This is a genomic window from Rhodococcus jostii NBRC 16295, from assembly GCF_001894825.1.
Classification (GTDB): domain Bacteria; phylum Actinomycetota; class Actinomycetes; order Mycobacteriales; family Mycobacteriaceae; genus Rhodococcus_F; species Rhodococcus_F jostii.
Genome location: NZ_BCWY01000030.1, coordinates 50,248 through 68,896 on the forward strand (window position 1 = coordinate 50,248; position 18,649 = coordinate 68,896).

The following is an 18,649-nucleotide window of genomic DNA, read 5'->3' on the forward strand; positions in this document are numbered from 1 at the left end:
CAGGCGACACCCCGCGCATACGCTGAGGTGGTGAACCCACATCTACGCCGCATCCACCGGGCCGACGAGATCGTGTTCGACCGCAGCGCGAATCTGAACCCGTCCGAGGCCGACCGGGTGATGCGCTTCCTCAGCCGGGCCGCCAATAAAGGGGTTCTGTGGTGGTGTGTGGCGGCCGTGCTCGGACTGGTCGGTGGGCGCGCCCGCCGGGGTGGTGTGCGGGGCCTGCTGTCGCTCGCGTTCGCGAGCGGTCTCGCCAACGGCATCCTCAAACCGCTGTTCCCGCGGCGGCGACCACCCGCGCGCGTGTGGGCGAACGTGCTGCGCGGGGTGGCGATCCCCCGGTCCTCGTCCTTCCCGTCGGGGCATGCCGCGTCGGCGGCGGCGTTCACCACCGGCGTCGCCCTGGAATCGCCCGCGGCAGCTGCCGTCGTGGCGCCCCTCGCCGCCGCGGTCGCGTACTCCCGTGTGCACAACGGGGTGCACTGGCCGTCGGACGTGCTCGCCGGACTGGCGCTCGGTGGGGCCGTCGCGTCGGGGACCCGCCGGTGGTGGGCGGTGCGCTCGGAGGAGCCGGCGGAGCTGGGTTCCTCTGTCGACGCGCCGGCACTGCCCGGGGGTGAGGACCTGTTGGTGCTGGTCAACCCGGAATCGGGGCCGGACAGCGTGGACCCCCGCGAGGAGATCGCGACAGCCCTCCCCAAGGCCGATGTGCGCGCCCTGGACACGGAGAAGGATTTCGCCGAGCAACTCGACGCCTGGGTGACCGACACCAGTCCACGCGCCCTCGGGGTGTGCGGTGGTGACGGGACCGTTGTCGCCGTCGCCGCTGCCGCGGCGCGTCACCGGTTGCCGCTGGCGGTGTTCCCCGGCGGAACGCTCAATCACTTCGCCCGGGACGCCGGCGTCACCGACATCTCGGACACGGTGAACGCCGTCGAGACCGGCCATGCGGTTCTCGTCGACCAGGCCGTCGTCCACACCGATGTGTCGGAGTCGGCGCCGTTCCTCAACACCGCAAGTCTCGGTGGATACCCCGACGCGGTCCGGCTGCGGGAGAAATGGCAACCCCGGTACGGCAAGTGGCCCGCGGCAAGCGCGGCGATGATCCGGATTCTCTCCGCGGCAACCCCGCTCGCCGTCACACTCGACGGTCGGCCCGTGAAGGTCTGGATGCTGTTCGTGGGGAACGGTCGGTATTCGCCGGGCGATCAGGTCCCGATGTCGCGTCCCGCCATCACCGGTGGGCTGCTCGACGTCCGGTACGTGCGGGCCGACCGCCGAGCGTCCCGGCCACGACTACTGTTCGCGGCCGCGACCGGGACACTCGGGAGCAGCCGGGTGTACGTGCGATCACTCGTGCCCCGGCTCACCGTCCGCGTGGACGGCGCGCCGGTTGCGCTGGCCACCGACGGCGAAGTGGTTGCCGACGCCCGTCGCTTCGACTTCCGGACGGTGCCCGAGGCGATCGCGGTGTACCGGCCTCAGTCCTGAGGGTCGGCCGGCTTCGTCTCGGTGTCCGGCTTCGCCTCCGAAGCGGGCTCCGAGGCGGCCGCAGGCGCTGCGGGGATCAGCTGTTCGAGCGCGGGTCCGGTGATCCGCCGGAACGTACGGCGAGGCCGGGACTGGTCGAGCACGGCCACTTCGAGGCTGGCCACATCGACGTTCCGCTTCTCGCCTTCCCCGGCACCTCCCTGACGCAGCGCGTTGACCGCGATACCGACCGCCGCCTCGAGATCGAGGTCGGCACGGTACGACTCGCGCATGGCGGTCGCGATCGGCTCGGTCGTGCCACCCATCACGACGAAATGCTGTTCGTCGACGATGGATCCGTCGTAGGTGATGCGGTACAGCTGGGGAGGCTTCGGGCTGCCCACGCGCCCGACCTCGGCGACACAGATCTCCACCTCGTACGGCTTGGGTTGTTCGGTGAAGATCGTGCCGAGGGTCTGGGCGTACGCGTTGGCCAGTGATCGGCCCGTCACGTCACGTCGGTCGTAGGAATAGCCGCGCATGTCGGCGTGGACGATCCCGGCGCGCCGCAGGTTCTCGAACTCGTTGTACTTGCCGACGGCCGCGAAGCCGAGCCGGTCGTAGAGTTCGCTCACCTTGTGCAGCGCGGTGGAGGGATTCTCGGCCACGAACAGCACGCCGTCGTGGAACGTGAGCACCACGACGCTGCGTCCCCGGGCAATTCCTTTACGCGCCAACTCCGAGCGGTCCCGCATGATCTGCTCGGCGGAGGCGTAATACGGCATGGTCATCGCGCGGACCCCCCTTCTTCGGTGCGCTCGGCGACGATCCGCCGAGCCAACTCGGACGTCGTCTCCTCGGACACGTGTACGGCCCCGGCCTGGGTGATCGTGACCGCGGTCGGATAGATGCCCCGGGTCAGGTCGGGGCCACCGGTGGCCGAATCGTCGTCTGCCGCGTCGTACAGCGATTCGATGGCCGCCCGCAGGGCGGTCTCCTCGTCGCTGTCCGGTGAATAGATCTTCTTCAGTGCCGACTTCGCGAACAACGATCCCGAACCGACCGCGTGGTATCCGGCGCGTTCCTCGTACCGGCCGCCGACGACGTCGTACGAGACGATGCGGCCCGCGCGGGCCTCTTCGTCCGCGTCGAGGTCGTATCCGACGAGCAACGGAACCACCGCGAGGCCCTGCATCGCCGCTCCGAGGTTGCCCCGCACCATCGACGCCAGCCGGTTGGCCTTGCCGTCGAACGTCAGCTGAACGCCCTCGATCTTCTCGTAGTGCTCGAGTTCGACGGCGAACAGGCGAACCAGTTCGATCGCGATGCCCGCGGTGCCCGCGATCCCGGCCGCCGAATACTCGTCGGTGACGTACACCTTCTCGACGTCCCGGCTCGCGATCAGGTTGCCCTGGGTCGCGCGCCGGTCGCCGGCGAGCAGAACGCCACCCTTGTAGGTAAGCGCCACGATCGTCGTTCCGTGCGGTGCGAGATCACCGCTGTCCATCCCGTCACCGCCCCGTGTCGAGTGCGAACGATGGCCGATCCGATTCTCCGGCAGCAATTCTGGTGCGTGACCACGCAGATACTCGGTGAACGAGCTCAGATTCGAACCGAAACTGAGCCTCGTGTCACCATCGCCTGTCCGCAATGCCGGTCGATCCGCCGTCACTGGCCGCCCTTCTGGACATAGGCCCGGACGAAGTCCTCGGCGTTCTCCTCGAGCACGTCGTCGATCTCGTCGAGCAGGTCGTCGGTGTCTTCGGCCAGCTTTTCGCGACGTTCCTGACCAGCGGCACCGTCACCACCGGGGGTGTCGTCGTCGTCGCCGCCACCAGTTCGTTTGGTCTGCTCTTGCGCCATCGCAGCCGACCTCCTTGTGTGAAGGGAGCTCTTCTTCCGAGCGTCCTGTCGTGCCAAGCAGTCTGACTACATCATCCGCTCGGACCTTCACCCTACCGAGCGTCGACGCCGCACGTGTGCCGACGCGACGGCGAGTTCCGGCGCAGATCCGTCCCGAACCGGTCGATCGGTCAGTTCGTGAGCTCGTCGACTAGTTCTTTCGCCGTCTCCACCGACTCCAGCAGCTCCCCCACGTGCGCCTTGCTGCCCCGCAGGGGCTCCAGCGTGGGGATGCGGACCAGGGAGTCGCCGCCGAGATCGAAGATCACCGAATCCCAGCTCGCGGCCGCGATGTCGGCGCCGAACTTGCGCAGGCACTCGCCTCGGAAGTAGGCGCGGGTATCGGTGGGCGGAGTGTCGACCGCGTCCAGCACCTGCTGCTCCGAGACGAGGCGTTCCATGGACCCGCGAGCCACGAGCCGGTTGTACAGACCCTTGTCGAGGCGGACGTCCGAGTACTGCAGGTCGACGAGATGCAGTCGCGGCGCGGACCAGTTGAGGCCCTCCCGGTTCCGGAAACCCTCGAGCAGACGCAGCTTGGCCGGCCAGTCCAGCAGGTGAGCGCATTCCATCGGGTCACGCTCGAGCAGGTCGAGAACCATCGCCCACTTCTCCAGCAGATCGGCCACGCGCGGGTCGTCGTTGCCCTCGGCGGACATGAACTTGTCGACTCGGTCCAGGTAGATCCGCTGCAACGCAAGCCCGGTGAGTTCCCGGCCGTCGGCCAGCGCGACCGTGGCGCGCAGCGTCGGGTCGTGGCTGATGTGGTGGACGGCCGTCACCGGGCGCGCCAGTTGCAGATCGGTGAGGTCGACACCCGCCTCGATGAGATCGAGGACCAGCGCCGTGGTCCCGACCTTCAGGTAGGTCGACATCTCGGCGAGGTTCGCGTCGCCGATGATGACGTGGAGACGCCGGTACTTGTCGGCGTCGGCGTGGGGTTCGTCGCGGGTGTTGATGATGCCGCGCTTGAGCGTGGTCTCCAGCCCGACCTCGACCTCGATGTAGTCGGCACGCTGGGACAGCTGGAAGCCGGCCTCGTCGCCGGACTGGCCGATGCCGACGCGACCCGACCCGCAGATGACCTGGCGGGACGCGAAGAACGGCGTCAGGCCGTTGATCACCGCGGAGAACGGCGTGGCCCGGGACATCAGGTAGTTCTCGTGGGTGCCGTACGACGCACCCTTGCCGTCGACGTTGTTCTTGTACAACTGCAGTCGCGGGGCACCGGGGACGCTCGATGCGTGCCGGGCGGCGGCCTCCATCACGCGTTCACCGGCCTTGTCCCAGATGACGGCGTCCAGGGGGTCGGTGACCTCCGGGGCCGAGTACTCGGGGTGCGCGTGGTCGACGTAGAGCCGGGCGCCGTTGGTGAGGATCATGTTAGCCGCGCCGACCTCGTCGGCATCGATCACCGGCGCCGGGCCGCTCAGCCGGCCGAGGTCGAAACCGCGGGCATCGCGCAGCGGGGATTCCACCTCGTAATCCCATCGGGTGCGCTTGGCACGCGGCACCCCCGCGGCTGCCGCGTAGGCCAGCACCGCCTGGGTGGACGTCAAGATCGGATTGGCCGAAGGCTCGCTGGGTGAGGAGATTCCGTACTCGACTTCGACACCGATGATCCGCTGCATGCTGCCGAGCCTATGCGATCACTCACCACACCCGGCGGCACACTCCTGCCGCGCGAGCCGTTCGCGCCGCACGGTCAGGTCGGCGAGCACTCCAGGTACTGGTCCGCCCCGATCGCCCGGAGCACCGTGCGGACCCCGGTGGGAGCCCAGGCGTGGGTGCTGTCGGTGACGATCGTCGGGTCGGTCAGGGTGACGCTGCGTCGGCGCGTCTCGATGGTGCATCCGCCCGCCGCCACCACGTTGCGCACCCAGTCGCTCTGCGCTCCGTACGTCAGCGCGAACCGGTAGCGGCCGTCCACGACGAACACGTTGACGGGTGTGCGATACGCCTTGCCCGACTTCCGGCCCCGGTGCTCGACCATGGCGAAACCGGGCAGGATCGTCGCGACGTGGCGGCTCACCTGATTGGTGGCGACCCGGTTGAACCGGGCGATCGAACGCGGCAACGCCATGAACTCGCACTCCTTCGGCACCGGAACGAGCAACCACCCACGACAGTACCGACGCCCGACGGGGTGCTGGCAGGATCGACCGCATGGATTCCGTCCCGAACACCCCGCCCGGCACGGACGAAGTGGTGGCGGTGTTCGACAGTGCGGGCCGACCGGTCGGTACCGCCGAGCGTTCCCGGGTCTACGCCGAGGGGTTGTGGCACGCCAGTTCCGGGGTGCTCGTCCGATCCGGTGACGGCCGGCGCGTCTACGTGCACAGGCGGTCGGACACGAAGACGGTGTTCGCCGGACAGCACGACTGCCTGGCGGGCGGCGTGGTCGATCCGGGAGAAACGGCGGAGGAGGCCGCCGCCCGGGAACTTGCGGAAGAACTCGGCATCACCGGAGTCGACCTCACCCCCATCGCGCAGGCGGCGTGGGACGGGCACTGGAAGGGACTGAGGCTGCGCTGCCACCTGTTCGCCTACGAGACGCACTGGGACGGCCCGGTCGTCCACCAGGCCAGCGAGATCGCGGCCGGGTGGTGGTGGGCGCCCCACGAACTGGTCATGCATCTGCGCGACCCGCAGTGGCCGTTCGTCCCGGACACCCGGGCGCTGCTGGAGGACTATCTCGTCGACCGGGACCGCTGACACCGAAGGAACCTGCACGGCGGGAACAGAATTCGAGTTCCCGCCGCGCAGGTCGTGACGGCTTACAGGTACTGGCCCGTGTTGGACTCGGTGTCGATGGCGCGGCTGGCGCTCGCGTTCTTGCCGGTGACCAACGTGCGGATGTAGACGATCCGCTCGCCCTTCTTACCCGAGATCCGTGCCCAGTCGTCGGGGTTGGTGGTGTTCGGCAGGTCCTCGTTCTCGGAGAACTCGTCGACGATGGAGTCGAACAGGTGCTGGACCCGCAGGCCCCGGGCACCGGTATCGAGCACCGACTTGATCGCGTACTTCTTGGCGCGGTCGACGATGTTCTGGATCATCGCCCCCGAGTTGAAGTCCTTGAAGTACAGGACCTCCTTGTCGCCGTTGGCGTACGTGACTTCGAGGAAGCGGTTCTCCTCGCTTTCGGCGTACATGCGGTCGACGACCCGTTCGATCATCACCCGGATGCAGGCGGTGCGGTCGCCACCGAACTCCGCGATGTCGTCGGCGTGCACCGGCAGCGTCTCGACGAGGTACTTCGAGAAGATGTCCTGCGCCGACTCCGCGTCGGGGCGTTCGATCTTGATCTTCACGTCGAGGCGGCCCGGACGCAGGATCGCGGGGTCGATCATGTCCTCGCGGTTGGATGCGCCGATCACGATGACGTTCTCGAGCCCCTCGACACCGTCGATCTCACTGAGCAGCTGAGGCACGACGGTGGTCTCGACGTCGGAGGAGACACCCGACCCGCGGGTACGGAAGATCGAGTCCATCTCGTCGAAGAACACGATCACCGGGGTGCCCTCGGACGCCTTCTCCCGGGCCCGCTGGAAGATCAGCCGGATGTGGCGCTCGGTCTCGCCGACGAACTTGTTCAGCAGCTCGGGGCCCTTGATGTTGAGGAAGTAGGACTTGGCTTCCTTGCTGTCCTGCCCCCGGGCCTCCGCGATCTTCTTCGCGAGCGAGTTGGCGACCGCCTTGGCGATCAACGTCTTGCCGCACCCGGGCGGACCGTAGAGGAGCACACCCTTGGGTGGGCGGAGCTCGTATTCGTGGAACAGGTCCTTGTGGAGGAACGGCAACTCGACGGCGTCGCGGATCTGCTCGATCTGCCGGCCGAGACCGCCGATGTCGTCGTAGTGGACGTCGGGGACCTCTTCGAGAACCAGATCCTCGACCTCGGCCTTGGGGATCCGCTCGAACGCGTAGCCGGCCTTGGTGTCGACGAGGAGGGAGTCGCCCGGTCGCAGCTTCCGGGTGGGCGAGTCCGCGTCGTACGCGATCGACTCCTTCTCGCTCTCCTCGAAGACGGTGGCGAGGGGTTCGGCGAGCCAGACGATCCGTTCCTCGTCTGCGTGGCCGACGACCAGCGCGCGCTGGCCGTCGTCGAGGACCTCGCGCAACGTGCTGATCTCACCCACGCGCTCGAAGTTGCCCGCCTCCACGATCGTGAGTGCCTCGTTGAGGCGCACGGTCTGACCGAGCTTGAGGGTCTCGGCGTCGACGTTCGGGGAGCAGGTCAACCGCATCTTGCGACCGGAGGTGAACACGTCCACCGTCTGATCGTCGTGCACTCCGAGCAGCACGCCGTACCCGCTCGGCGGCTGGCCGAGGCGATCGACTTCTTCTCGAAGGGCAATGAGCTGCTGGCGGGCCTCCTTGAGGGTGTCCATCAGCTTGGTGTTCCGGATGGACAGCGAGTCCACTCGCGATTCCATCTCACGAAGCTGTTCCGGCGACTCCGCGAGCTGCCTGCGCAGTGCCGACGCCTCTGCGCGCAACGCCTCGAGCTCTCGTGCGGCCGCAACCGAATCGGGGTTCTCTGTCGAGCTCATGTGCGTCTCCTCCCAATGAGATCTATCAACGCTACCGGCACTGTCCGAATTCTGCGCCGTGACACGGATTCTGCCGATTGCGAATCGGCATACGTGACACCCCGGGCTACCGAAACCCTCATGTTAGCCTTACCTACCTGTCGAGCAGTGTCCTCTCTATTCTGTGTAACGAAAGGGTTCGTCGTGATAATCCGCAAGCCCCCGAACGGCACATCCTCGATCGGTAGATCCGTGGTCGCCGTGGGCGCGATCGTCCTCGCGCTCGGGATGTCGGCCTGCTCGTCCGACGACGCGGCCGGCACCTCGGCGACAACGTCCGGGGCCACATCCTCCGCGGCCGCCGAAGCGGTCGCGGCCCCCACCTCCGAGGAACTGCTCGGCACTCTCCAGGTCCTCGTGGACCCCGCCCGCCCGGTCGACGAGAAGACCGTCGTGGTGGTCGACGGCGAGGAACGCCGCCCGAATCTCGAGGCGATGACGGCGGCGATGGCCAACTACCCGGTGTCCTTCACGGTCACGGATGTGCAGGTAGAAGGCGATACGGCGACGGCGAACGTCGCGATCGCGAGCCCGCACGGCACCGCCGCCCCGACGGCGTGGACGTGGGAGAACGTCGACGGCACCTGGAAGGTGTCCGACGAGAGCACGTGCACCCTGCTCGGGATGGCACGGGCCGGCTGCAGCTAGCGTTTCGTCCTTCGGCGGCGCCCCGCCCGGGCGCCGCCGAAGGCATGTCTCAGCCCTTGCCGGACCGGCGCTGCGGCTTGGGCGTAACAGTTCCCTCGGCGAGACGCCGGGCGCTCACCAGGAACGCGGTGTGGCCCTGCATGCGATGTTCGGGGCGCACCGCGAGCCCGACGACGTGCCACCCGCGGACGATCGATTCCCAGGACCGCGGCTCGGTCCAGCACTCCTGCTCGCGCATCGCCTCGACCACCTTGGAGAGCTGCGTCACAGTGGCGACGTAGACGACGAGCACTCCGCCGGGAACCAGAGCCTTGGACACGGCGGGCAGCGCATCCCACGGGGCCAGCATGTCGAGGACCACCCGGTCGACCCGGCCCCCCGCCGCCTCGGCGTCGAACTCGGCGACGTCGGCGATCGTCAGATCCCAGTTCGCGGGGCGCTCCCCGAAGAACGTCTCGACGTTCCGGACGGCGTGTTCGGCGTGGTCGTCGCGCACCTCGTACGAGATGACCCGGCCTTCCGGCCCGACCGCGCGGAGCAGCGAACACGTCAGCGCACCCGATCCGGCGCCGGCCTCGAGCACCCGGGCCCCGGGAAAGACGTCACCCTCGTGGACGATCTGCGCGGCGTCCTTCGGGTAGATGACCTGCGCGCCGCGCGGCATCGACAGCACGTAGTCGGTGAGCAGCGGTCGCAACGCCAGATACGGGGTGCCGTTGGTCGACTTGACCACGCTGCCCTCGTCGGTGCCGATGAGGTCGTCGTGCAGGATGCCGCCGCGGTGCGTGTGGAACTCCTTGCCCGCCTCCAGGTTGACCGTGTAGTGCCGGCCCTTCGCGTCCGTCAACTGGACGCGATCGCCCACCCGAAACGGTCCGCTCGGTCGCGTTTCGCGTCCCACCATCGTCACCGACTCCTCAGCCTGTTCGTCCGGGCGCCGTCCGGCGCCCACACCGCAGCCCCGACAGGACTGTCGGACCGGGGGCCTACCCTGCCAGGTGTGAGCATCTCAGAGTCGCCAGCCCCTGTCGTAAAGGGTTCCCCGTCACAGCGCGACGACACTCCGGCGACCCGCAGGCGACCCGCCCTGTCCCCGTCCCGCGCCGGCGACTTCAAGCAGTGCCCACTCCTCTACCGTTTCCGTGCCGTCGACCGGCTCCCGGAGGCTCCGTCGCGGGCGCAGGTGAAGGGCACGGTGGTGCATGCCGCGCTGGAGACACTGTTCGGGCTGCCCGCGGCCGAACGCGTGCCGGCGAAAGCTGTCGATCTCGTCGTCCCGTCGTGGGAGCGCATTCTCGATGAAGCCCCGGACCTGATCGATCTGGTCCCGGAAGACGAACGCGAGTCGTTCCTCGACGAGGCCCGCTCCCTCGTCACCGCCTATTACCAACTGGAAGACCCCACCCGGTTCGAGGCCGAATCGGTCGAACAGCGCGTCGAGACCGAACTCGACGACGGAGTGCTGCTGCGCGGGTTCGTCGACCGCATCGACGTCGCCCCCACCGGTGAGGTCCGGGTGGTCGACTACAAGACCGGTCGGGCACCGCGCGAGATGTCCGAATCCAAGGCCCTGTTCCAGATGAAGTTCTATGCACTGGTCCTGCTGCGCACCCGGGGCATCGTCCCAACGCAATTGCGCCTGCTGTATCTCGCGTCCGGGACGGTCCTCACCTATGCACCCGACGAAGACGAACTGCTGCGGTTCGAACGCACGCTGTCGGCGATCTGGAAGGCCATTCTCGCGGCCGGCGTCACCGGCGATTTCCGACCCAAGCCGAGCCGGCTCTGCGACTGGTGTGATCATAAGTCCCGGTGCCCCTCGTTCGGCGGAACGCCGCCTCCCTACCCGGGATGGCCGGAGGGGCCCGCGGAAGATGCACCGGGTTTCGAGGAGATTGTCGAATGAGTTCCGAGTCCTACTACGTACCAGTCGGTTCGGAAGTACTGAGTGCGCCGGCAACGGGCTCGGACCAGAAGGTCACCGTCGAGCGGTTCGGCAGCACGGATCTGACGATCAGCGTGTGGGCCGACACTATGCAGCACGGCGCTCCCCCGTCCGCGCTGCTCGTGCGGGCACTCGAACGGTGCGCCGCACGGGACGACGCACGCCTCACCCGGGTGGTGGTCGAGATCCTCGGCCCCATCCCGATCGCCGAACTCGAGGTCCGGTCCTGGGTGCAGCGCCCGGGACGCCGGGTGGAGCTGGTGGTCGCGGAACTGTGGACCGTCGGCGAACGCCCCCGCGCCGTGGCGCGGGGCTCGGCCTGGCGCATGGAGACCGTCGACACCACCGACGCCGTCCACGTCGTCGACCCGCCGCTCGAACCTCGCTCCGAGGGTCGGGACGGTGCGTTCGGCGGCACCTGGAACTCCGGCTACCTGACCACCCTCGACTGGCGGTGGATCGCCGAAATGGGGTGCGAGGGCCCCGGCAAGCTGTGGGCGAGGCCGAAACCCACGCTGATCCTCGGCGAGACGATGACTCCGCTCGAGCGGCTGTTCTCCATCGCCGACATCGCCAACGGCGTGGGGTCGAAACTCGACCCGGCTGACTGGACGTTCCTCAACACCGACCTCACCGTCCACATCTTCCGGGTGCCCGAGGGTGACTGGGTCGGCGTCAGCTCCGAAACCTCCATCGGCCCCGACGGAGTGGGCATGTGCGCGGGCGTGCTCTACGACGAGACCGGTGCCGTCGGCCGGATCGCCCAGACCGTACAGGTCCGCGCCCGCTCCTGAACGGAACGGGCGCGGATCGTCGTGCAGCGGAACGAGTTCAGAGCGCGCGGCAGGACCGGATGTTGGACGCGAGGATGGCCTTGGCGCCGAGGTCCGCGAGTTCGTCCATGACTCCGTTGTGGCCCTTGATCGGCACCATCGCCCGGACCGCCACCCAGTTCTCGTCGGCGAGCGGCGACAGCGTCGGCGACTCCAGGCCCGGCGTGATCTTCAACGCGTCGTCGAGGATCGTCTTGGGGCAGTCGTAGTCGAGCATCAGGTTCTGCTGCGCGAACACGATGCCGCGCACCCGCTCGACCAGCTGGTTGCGCGCGGAGTCGTCGGCGGGCGAGCCGGCGCGCTCGATGAGCACACCCTCGGAGTCGCACAGGGTGTCACCGAACGCGACCAGGTTGTGCTGGCGCAGCGTGCGACCGGAGCCGACGACGTCGGCGATGGCGTCGGCGACACCGAGCTGGATCGAGATCTCCACGGCACCGTCGAGACGGATGACCGAGGCCTCGATCCCGCGGGCGGACAGGTCGTCGCGCACCAGGTTGGGGTAGGACGTGGCGATGCGGAGACCGGCGAGGTCCTCGACCGACCAGTCCTTGCCGGCGGGTGCGGCGTACCGGAACGTGGAGCGGCCGAATCCGAGCGACAGCCGTTCGGCGACCGGGGCGCCCGAGTCGCGGGCGAGGTCGCGGCCGGTGATGCCGAGATCGAGTTCCCCGGATCCGACGTAGATCGCGATGTCCTTGGGACGCAGGAAGAAGAACTCGACCTGGTTGGACGGGTCCAGGACGGTCAGGTCGCGGGAATCGGTGCGACGGCGGTAGCCGGCCTCGCTGAGGATTTCGGCGGCGGACTCGGACAGCGAGCCCTTGTTCGGGACTGCGACGCGCAGCATGGCTGAGGTTCCTTTCGGGAGCGGGTGGAGGAGTCTCGATCACCGATCACAGATGTCGGTAGACGTCCTCGAGCTTGAGGCCCTTACCCACCATCAGCACCTGCGTCCAGTACAGCAGCTGAGAGATCTCCTCGGCGAGCGCCTCGTCGCTCTCGTGCTCGGCGGCGATCCACACCTCACCCGCCTCTTCGAGGATCTTCTTTCCCTGCGAATGGACGCCGGCGTCCAAGGCGGCAACGGTGCCGGACCCCTCGGGGCGGGTAGAGGCACGCTCGGTCAGCTCGGCGAACAGGGATTCGAAGGTCTTCACGAGGACCCATTGTTTCACGCCGCCGCGGGCCTCTCCGAACCGGTCACCACCCGAGTGTGCGGCGGCTCTCGAACCGGCGGACGTCGCCCGACCGCGGGTCGGTGAACGCGATGGCCCGCGCCAGCAACCGCAGCGGGGTCGAGAAGTCGCCGGGTTCGGATCGGCGGAAGTCCGGGTAGTAGTTGTCACCCTCGATCGGCAGCCCCAGCGAGGACATGTGCAGGCGCAGTTGGTGCGTGCGGCCGGTCTTCGGCAGCAGCCGGTACCGTCCGCGGCCGTCCCGGGCCTCGATCAGGTCGACGACCGTCTCACTGTTCGGTTCTCCCGGTTCCTCCGTCGCCGTCATGATCCCGTGTTCCTTGACGATGCGACTGCGAACGGTCCGGGGGAACGTGAGCGCAGGATCGTGTGCGGCGACGGCCTCGTATTCCTTGGTGACCTGCTGGGAGACGAACAGCTCCTGGTACGCCCGGCGGTCTTCTCGCCGGACCAGGAACACCAGGACGCCGGCCGTCATCCGGTCGAGCCGATGGGCCGGCGTGAGATCGGGCAGGTCGAGCGCCCTTCGCAGCCGCACCACCGCCGTCTCGGTGATGTGCGCGCCGCGCGGGATCGTCGCGAGGAAATGGGGTTTGTCGATCACCACGAGGTGGTCGTCGCGGTGCAGGATGTCGATCTCGAACGGAACCGGGATCTCCGGTGCCGGGTCTCGGTAGAAGTACACGAACCGGGTGGGGGCATACCGGGTTCCGCGATCGACCACCCGCCCGTGTTCGTCGACGACTCCCCCGCCGTCGATCAGGGACAGCCAGTGCGCGCGCTCGTCCGGGTAGGTCTGGACCAGGAAATCGGCGACCGTCTCCGCGCCGAGTCCGGCCGGCATCCGGAGGCGATCGGGACCGAGACCGTTGCGGACCGGCAAGGGTGCCCCGGCCACCTCAGAGGGTCCGATTCTCGGCGCAGCGGTCGCAGACGAGGACGAGTTCGCGGTCCCGGTCGTCGGGCAGATTCTCGTACCGGGACGTCGGACCGCCGCATTCCGTGCAGCGTCCCAGGGTCTTCGCCTGATCGCTGAATTCGATGTTCATCCGCTTGTCGAAGACGTAGAGCGAGCCCTCCCACAAACCGGTGTCGCCGAACGTCTCGCCGTAGCGGACGATGCCGCCGTCCATCTGGTAGACCTCCTCGAACCCGCGCGCACGCATCAGCGAGGACAGGACCTCGCAGCGCACACCGCCGGTGCAGTAGGTGACCACCGCCCTGTCCTTGAGGTGGTCGTACTTGCCGCTGTCGAGTTCGTGCACGAAGTCGCGGGTGGTCGACACGTCGGGCACAACTGCGTCCTTGAACCGTCCGATCTCGGCCTCGAATGCGTTGCGGCCGTCGAAGAAGACGACGTCGTCGCCGCGGCCCTCGACCAGGCGGTGCACCTCTTCCGGCGCCAAGTGGGTGCCCCCGCCGACGACGCCGTCCGCGTCCACCTTCAGCTCGCCCGGCGCGCCGAACGTCACGATCTCCGACCGCACCTTCACGCTCAGCCGCGGGAAGTCGTCACCGAGCCCGTCGGACCACTTGATGTCGGCGTCCCTGAACGGCGCGTAGCCGCGCGTTCCCTTCACATACCGTTTGACGTCGCGGATGTCGCCGCCGACGGTCGCGTTGATGCCGTGCTCGGAGACCAGGATCCGCCCGGTCAGGTTGTGCGCCTCGGCGAGCGTGTACTGCCACAGCCGTATCGCCTCCGGATCGGCGAGCGGAGTGAACACGTAGAACAGCACGATTTTCGGAACAGCCACGGGAAACCAGAATACCTAGAGACGCACACCGCTCCGCTGCGCCCACAGATCGACCAGGTCGGAACCGGTGAGACCTTCGAGGCTGTCCCGGAACACCCGCCCCGGGGCGTCCGCCACCGCGATCTCGCACGGGACGACGAGCACGACGCATCCCGCGGCCTGCGCGGATGCCGCGCCGGTGGGCGAATCCTCGATGGCGAGGCACTGCGACGGATCCAGCCCGAGCAGTTCCGCGCCCCGCAGATACGGGTCCGGATGCGGTTTGCCGGCAGGAACCTCGTCGCCGCACACCGAGTGGTCGAAGTGATGCCGGCCGAGCGTCTCGAGTGCCCGCTCGGTGAGCCGGCGCTCGGTGTTGGTCACCAGCGCCGACCGCAGGCCGTGCGCCCGCACGGTCTGCAGTGCGTCGTGGGCGCCCGGCCGCCACGGGATCCCGTCGCCGAACAACTCCTCGACGCGGGTGAACATCCACTCCTTGGCCTCGGCCAGCGCTGCCGGGTCCCGGTCGAGCCCAAGGGCGTCGAAGATGACGCCGAGAGCGTTGGCGCTGGACGCGCCGATCGTCTTCAGCCGGGTCTCCTCGGTCATGGGTCCGCCGAGGTGCAGCGACAGCTCCCGCACCGCGACGTCCCACATCTTCTCGGAATCGAGCAGAGTTCCGTCCATGTCCCACAGAACACCTGCGAGACCGGTCTGCGCGTCAGACATTGAAGTACTTCGCCTCGGGGTGGTGCAGCACGAACGCGTCCGTGGACTGCTCGGGATGCAACTGCAGTTCCTCGGACAGCTTCACCCCGATCCGTTCGGGTTCGAGCAACGCCACCATCTTCGCGCGGTCCTCCAGGTTCGGGCAGGCGCCGTACCCGAAGGAGTAGCGGGCGCCGCGGTAGGCGAGGTCGAAGAATCCGGACACCTCGGACGGGTCCTGCTCGGCCACGTTGTGACCGCCGGGCAGCACGAGTTCCTCGCGGACCCGCTGATGCCAGTACTCGGCCAGCGATTCGGTCAGCTGCACACCGATGCCGTGCACCTCGAGGTAGTCGCGGTACGCGTTGGCGGCGAACAACTCGTTCGCGAAGTCCGCGATCGGCTGCCCCATCGTGACCAACTGCATGGGGAACACGTCGACCTGACCGGTCTCCTTCGCCTCGGTGCGGGACCGGACGAAGTCGGCGACGCACAGGAACCGGTCGCGGTGCTGGCGCGGGAACGTGAACCGGAAACGCTCCTCCGCGTCGGGTGTCGGGTCGGTGAGCACGACCACGTCGTCACCCTCGGACACCGCGGGGAAGTACCCGTACACGACGGCGGCATGCGCGAGGATTCCCTCGGTGCTGAGGCGGTCGAGCCAGTATCGCAGCCGGGGCCGACCCTCGGTCTCCACCAGTTCCTCGTAGGTGGGACCGTCGCCGGAACGCTGCCCGCGCAGACCCCACTGCCCGAGGAACAAAGCACGCTCGTCGAGCAGGCCCGAGTAGTCCGACAGCGAGACGCCCTTCACGATCCGGTTGCCCCAGAACGGCGGGCTCGGGACCGTGATGTCGGTGGCCACGTCGGACCGCTCCGGCACCTCGACGGGGGTCTCGGCGGCCTTGCGCTTCTCCGCGATCCGCTTGGACCGCTCGTGGCGGGCCTTGCGTTCGGCCGCCTTCTCACGCGCCGCGATCGCTTCCGGGCTGTCCGGATCCGGCCCGCCGCCACGCTTGACGGCCATGATCTCGTCCATCCGGTGCAGACCCTCGAAGGCGTCACGCGCGTAGCTGACGTCGCCCTCGTACACCTCGGCCAGGTCGTTCTCCACGTAGGAGCGGGTCAGCGCGGCGCCGCCGAGGAGGACGGGGAACTTCTCCGCGACACCCTTGGCGTTGAGTTCCTGCAGGTTGTCCTTCATCACCACGGTCGACTTCACGAGCAGACCGGACATGCCGATGACGTCGGCCTTCTGCTCGATCGCCGCGTCGAGGATCGTGGCGATCGGCTGCTTGATGCCGAGGTTGACCACGTCGTATCCGTTGTTGCTGAGGATGATGTCGACGAGGTTCTTGCCGATGTCGTGGACGTCGCCCTTGACGGTGGCGATGACGATGCGGCCCTTGCCGTCCTCGTCGGTCGCCTCCATGTGCGGTTCGAGGTACGCCACGGCCGCCTTCATCACCTCGGCGGACTGCAGCACGAACGGCAACTGCATCTGCCCGGACCCGAAGAGTTCGCCGACGGTCTTCATGCCCGACAGCAGGGTCTCGTTGATGATCGCGAGCGGCGGCTTCTCGGTCATCGCCTCGGTGAGGTCGTCGTCGAGTCCGTTGCGTTCACCGTCGACGATGCGACGCTCCAGCCGCTCGAACAGCGGAAGTGCCGCCAGTTCCTGGGCACGGGATTCGCGGGCGGACGCCGCGGAGACGCCCTCGAACAGTGCCATCAGCTTCTGCAGCGGGTCGTAGCCCTCGCGGCGACGGTCGTAGACCAGATCCAGGGCCGTTTCGCGCTGCTCCTCGGGGATGCGCGCCATCGGCAGGATCTTCGACGCGTGCACGATGGCCGTGTCCAGTCCGGCCTCGGTGCATTCGTGCAGGAACACCGAGTTCAGCACCTGACGGGCCGCGGGGTTCAGACCGAACGAGATGTTGGACACACCGAGGGTGAAGTGCACCCGCGGGTGTAGCTTCTTGAGCTCCCGGATGGCCTCGATCGTCTCGATGCCGTCGCGGCGCACCTCTTCCTGACCGGTGGAGATCGGGAACGTCAGGGCGTCGATGATGATGTCGGACTCGTCGAGGCCCCAGTTGACGGTGAGGTCTTCGAGGAGGCGCTCGGCGATGCGAACCTTGTGTTCCGCGGTGCGCGCCTGACCTTCCTCGTCGATCGTCAGTGCGACGACGGCGGCGCCGTGTTCCTTGACGAGCAGCATGATCTTCTGGAACCGCGAGTCCGGCCCGTCGCCGTCCTCGTAGTTCACGGAGTTGACCGCGCAGCGGCCGCCGAGGTGCTCGAGGCCGGCCTGCAGGACCGCGGGCTCGGTGGAGTCGAGCATGATCGGCAGCGTCGACGCCGTCGCGAATCGGCTCGCGAGGGCGGCCATGTCGACGGCGCCGTCACGGCCGACGTAGTCGACGTTGAGGTCGAGCATGTGGGCGCCGTCGCGGGTCTGATCCTTCGCGATGTCGAGGCACTTCTGGTAGTCCTCGGCGATCATCGCCTCACGAAAAGCCTTGGAGCCGTTGGTGTTCGTGCGTTCACCGATCATCAGGATGCTGGCGTCCTGCTGGAACGGCACCGCGGTGTACAGCGACGAGGTCCCCGGCTCGCGCACCGGGGTGCGCTCGGCCTTCTCGACGAGGCGGACCGCTTCGGCCACCTGCCGGATGTGCTCAGGGGTGGTGCCGCAGCAGCCGCCGACCAGACCGAGACCGAACTCGGTGACGAAGCCGCTGAGCGCCTCGGCGAGTTCCTCCGCGGTGAGCGGGTACTCGGCGCCGTTCGGTCCGAGCTGCGGCAGTCCGGCGTTGGGCATCACCGACACCGGAAGTGAGCTGTACTTCGACAGGTGCCGGAGGTGCTCGCTCATCTCGGCGGGACCGGTCGCGCAGTTGAGGCCGATCATGTCGATGCCGAGCGGCTCCAGTGCGGTCAGCGCGGCGCCGATCTCGCTGCCGAGGAGCATCGTGCCGGTGGTCTCCACCGTCACGTGGGTGATGATCGGCAGCCTCGACCCCAGCGTCTCCATCGCCCGCTGACTGCCCAGGATCGCGGCCTTCACCTGAAGCAGGTCCTGGCAGGTCTCGACGAGGATGGCGTCGGCGCCGCCGTCGATCATGCCCATCGCGGCCTCGGCGTAGGCGTCGCGGAGGGTCACGAACGGCGCGTGGCCGAGCGTCGGGAGCTTGGTTCCGGGCCCCATCGAACCGAGGACGAAGCGGCCCATGCCGTCGCGCCCCGGGCCCATCTCGTCGGCCACCTCACGCGCCAGCCGGGTGCCCTTCTCGGCCAGTTCCCGGATACGGTCCGAAATGTCGTAATCGGCGAGGTTGGGTAGATTGCAGCCGAACGTGTTCGTCTCCACGGCGTCGGCGCCGGCCTCGAAGTACGCGCGATGGATGTCTTTCAGCACGTCAGGGCGGGTGTCGTTGAGGATCTCGTTGCAGCCTTCGAGCCCGAGGAAGTCGTCGAGCGTGAGATCCGCGGCCTGCAACATGGTGCCCATGGCTCCGTCGCCGATGACAACGCGCTGGTTCAACGCATCGAGCAGGGCAGAGTGAAATGGCGCAGACATGCCGTCCAGACTAGTGGGCGCGGGAACGGA

18 protein-coding genes are annotated in these 18,649 nt (G+C 68.0%); 5 read left to right on the plus strand and 13 right to left on the minus strand.

Features of this window, described 5'->3' with window-relative positions; genetic code table 11:
• Positions 1-27 precede the first annotated feature (27 nt).
• Positions 28-1,494: a bifunctional phosphatase PAP2/diacylglycerol kinase family protein gene (locus RJ1_RS20320; RefSeq protein WP_073363230.1), complete on the plus strand. Its 1,467-nt coding sequence runs from the start codon at positions 28-30 to the stop codon at positions 1,492-1,494.
• Here the strand turns inward: RJ1_RS20320 and prcA are convergent.
• From prcA to RJ1_RS20345, 5 genes are all read right to left on the minus strand, one after another.
• Positions 1,485-2,264, minus strand: a complete 780-nt coding sequence (gene prcA, locus RJ1_RS20325; protein ID WP_073363232.1) for a proteasome subunit alpha — start codon at positions 2,262-2,264, stop codon at positions 1,485-1,487. The two genes, RJ1_RS20320 and prcA, sit on opposite strands and share 10 nt — an antisense overlap.
• Positions 2,261-3,145, minus strand: coding sequence for a proteasome subunit beta (prcB, locus tag RJ1_RS20330; protein WP_073363235.1), 885 nt, complete (start codon positions 3,143-3,145; stop codon positions 2,261-2,263). The genes prcA and prcB overlap by 4 nt, the downstream gene beginning before the upstream one ends.
• Positions 3,142-3,336 carry a ubiquitin-like protein Pup gene (locus RJ1_RS20335; RefSeq protein WP_073363237.1) on the minus strand — a complete coding sequence of 65 codons (195 nt, stop codon included), beginning with the start codon at positions 3,334-3,336 and terminating at the stop codon, positions 3,142-3,144. The genes prcB and RJ1_RS20335 overlap by 4 nt, the downstream gene beginning before the upstream one ends.
• Positions 3,337-3,506: 170 nt before the next feature.
• Positions 3,507-5,006, minus strand: a complete 1,500-nt coding sequence (dop, locus tag RJ1_RS20340; protein ID WP_073363240.1) for a depupylase/deamidase Dop — start codon at positions 5,004-5,006, stop codon at positions 3,507-3,509.
• A 74-nt stretch (positions 5,007-5,080) separates the two neighbouring features.
• Positions 5,081-5,458: a nitroreductase family deazaflavin-dependent oxidoreductase gene (locus tag RJ1_RS20345; RefSeq protein ID WP_073363242.1), complete on the minus strand. Its 378-nt coding sequence runs from the start codon at positions 5,456-5,458 to the stop codon at positions 5,081-5,083.
• Positions 5,459-5,541: 83 nt separating this feature from the next.
• On the opposite strand from RJ1_RS20345, the gene RJ1_RS20350 reads away from it, so the two are divergent.
• Positions 5,542-6,090, plus strand: coding sequence for an NUDIX domain-containing protein (locus tag RJ1_RS20350; RefSeq protein WP_073363245.1), 549 nt, complete (start codon positions 5,542-5,544; stop codon positions 6,088-6,090).
• A gap of 62 nt (positions 6,091-6,152) precedes the next feature.
• Here the strand turns inward: RJ1_RS20350 and arc are convergent, their stop codons facing one another.
• Positions 6,153-7,928, minus strand: coding sequence for a proteasome ATPase (arc, locus tag RJ1_RS20355; protein WP_073363247.1), 1,776 nt, complete (start codon positions 7,926-7,928; stop codon positions 6,153-6,155).
• Positions 7,929-8,111: 183 nt separating this feature from the next.
• On the opposite strand from arc, the gene RJ1_RS20360 reads away from it, so the two are divergent.
• On the plus strand, positions 8,112-8,615 hold the full coding sequence (locus RJ1_RS20360; protein WP_073363250.1) for a WKL family lipoprotein: 504 nt from the start codon (positions 8,112-8,114) through the stop codon (positions 8,613-8,615).
• A gap of 49 nt (positions 8,616-8,664) precedes the next feature.
• On the opposite strand, the gene RJ1_RS20365 is transcribed toward RJ1_RS20360, so the two are convergent.
• The gene (locus RJ1_RS20365; RefSeq protein WP_073363364.1) at positions 8,665-9,519 is read right to left on the minus strand and encodes a tRNA (adenine-N1)-methyltransferase; all 855 of its coding nucleotides are present in this window, start codon (positions 9,517-9,519) and stop codon (positions 8,665-8,667) included.
• A 96-nt stretch (positions 9,520-9,615) separates the two neighbouring features.
• Between RJ1_RS20365 and RJ1_RS20370 the strand changes: the two genes are divergently transcribed.
• Together RJ1_RS20370 and RJ1_RS20375 are read left to right on the plus strand one after the other, a co-directional pair.
• Positions 9,616-10,521 carry a RecB family exonuclease gene (locus RJ1_RS20370; RefSeq protein ID WP_073363255.1) on the plus strand — a complete coding sequence of 302 codons (906 nt, stop codon included), beginning with the start codon at positions 9,616-9,618 and terminating at the stop codon, positions 10,519-10,521.
• Positions 10,518-11,354 (plus strand): thioesterase family protein, encoded by an 837-nt coding sequence (locus RJ1_RS20375; RefSeq protein ID WP_073363258.1) that lies wholly within the window; start codon positions 10,518-10,520, stop codon positions 11,352-11,354. The genes RJ1_RS20370 and RJ1_RS20375 overlap by 4 nt, the downstream gene beginning before the upstream one ends.
• 37 nt (positions 11,355-11,391) lie before the next feature.
• On the opposite strand, the gene hisG is transcribed toward RJ1_RS20375, so the two are convergent.
• Genes hisG through metH form a run of 6 tightly spaced genes read right to left on the minus strand, consistent with a single transcriptional unit; the run spans position 11,392 to position 18,619 of the window.
• A complete protein-coding gene (hisG, locus tag RJ1_RS20380; protein WP_073363261.1) occupies positions 11,392-12,243 on the minus strand; it encodes an ATP phosphoribosyltransferase in 852 nt (283 codons plus the stop codon).
• A 46-nt stretch (positions 12,244-12,289) separates the two neighbouring features.
• Positions 12,290-12,571, minus strand: a complete 282-nt coding sequence (locus tag RJ1_RS20385) for a phosphoribosyl-ATP diphosphatase (RefSeq protein WP_174695003.1) — start codon at positions 12,569-12,571, stop codon at positions 12,290-12,292.
• Positions 12,572-12,596: 25 nt separating this feature from the next.
• Complete coding sequence (locus RJ1_RS20390; RefSeq protein ID WP_073363263.1) at positions 12,597-13,490, minus strand: pseudouridine synthase; 894 nt, start codon at positions 13,488-13,490, stop codon at positions 12,597-12,599.
• Position 13,491: 1 nt separating this feature from the next.
• The gene (gene trhO / locus RJ1_RS20395; protein ID WP_073363266.1) at positions 13,492-14,349 is read right to left on the minus strand and encodes an oxygen-dependent tRNA uridine(34) hydroxylase TrhO; all 858 of its coding nucleotides are present in this window, start codon (positions 14,347-14,349) and stop codon (positions 13,492-13,494) included.
• A gap of 15 nt (positions 14,350-14,364) precedes the next feature.
• Positions 14,365-15,057: an HAD family hydrolase gene (locus RJ1_RS20400; RefSeq protein WP_073363269.1), complete on the minus strand. Its 693-nt coding sequence runs from the start codon at positions 15,055-15,057 to the stop codon at positions 14,365-14,367.
• A complete protein-coding gene (metH, locus tag RJ1_RS20405) occupies positions 15,050-18,619 on the minus strand; it encodes a methionine synthase (RefSeq protein WP_073363272.1) in 3,570 nt (1,189 codons plus the stop codon). The genes RJ1_RS20400 and metH overlap by 8 nt, the downstream gene beginning before the upstream one ends.
• Positions 18,620-18,649: the final 30 nt, after the last annotated feature.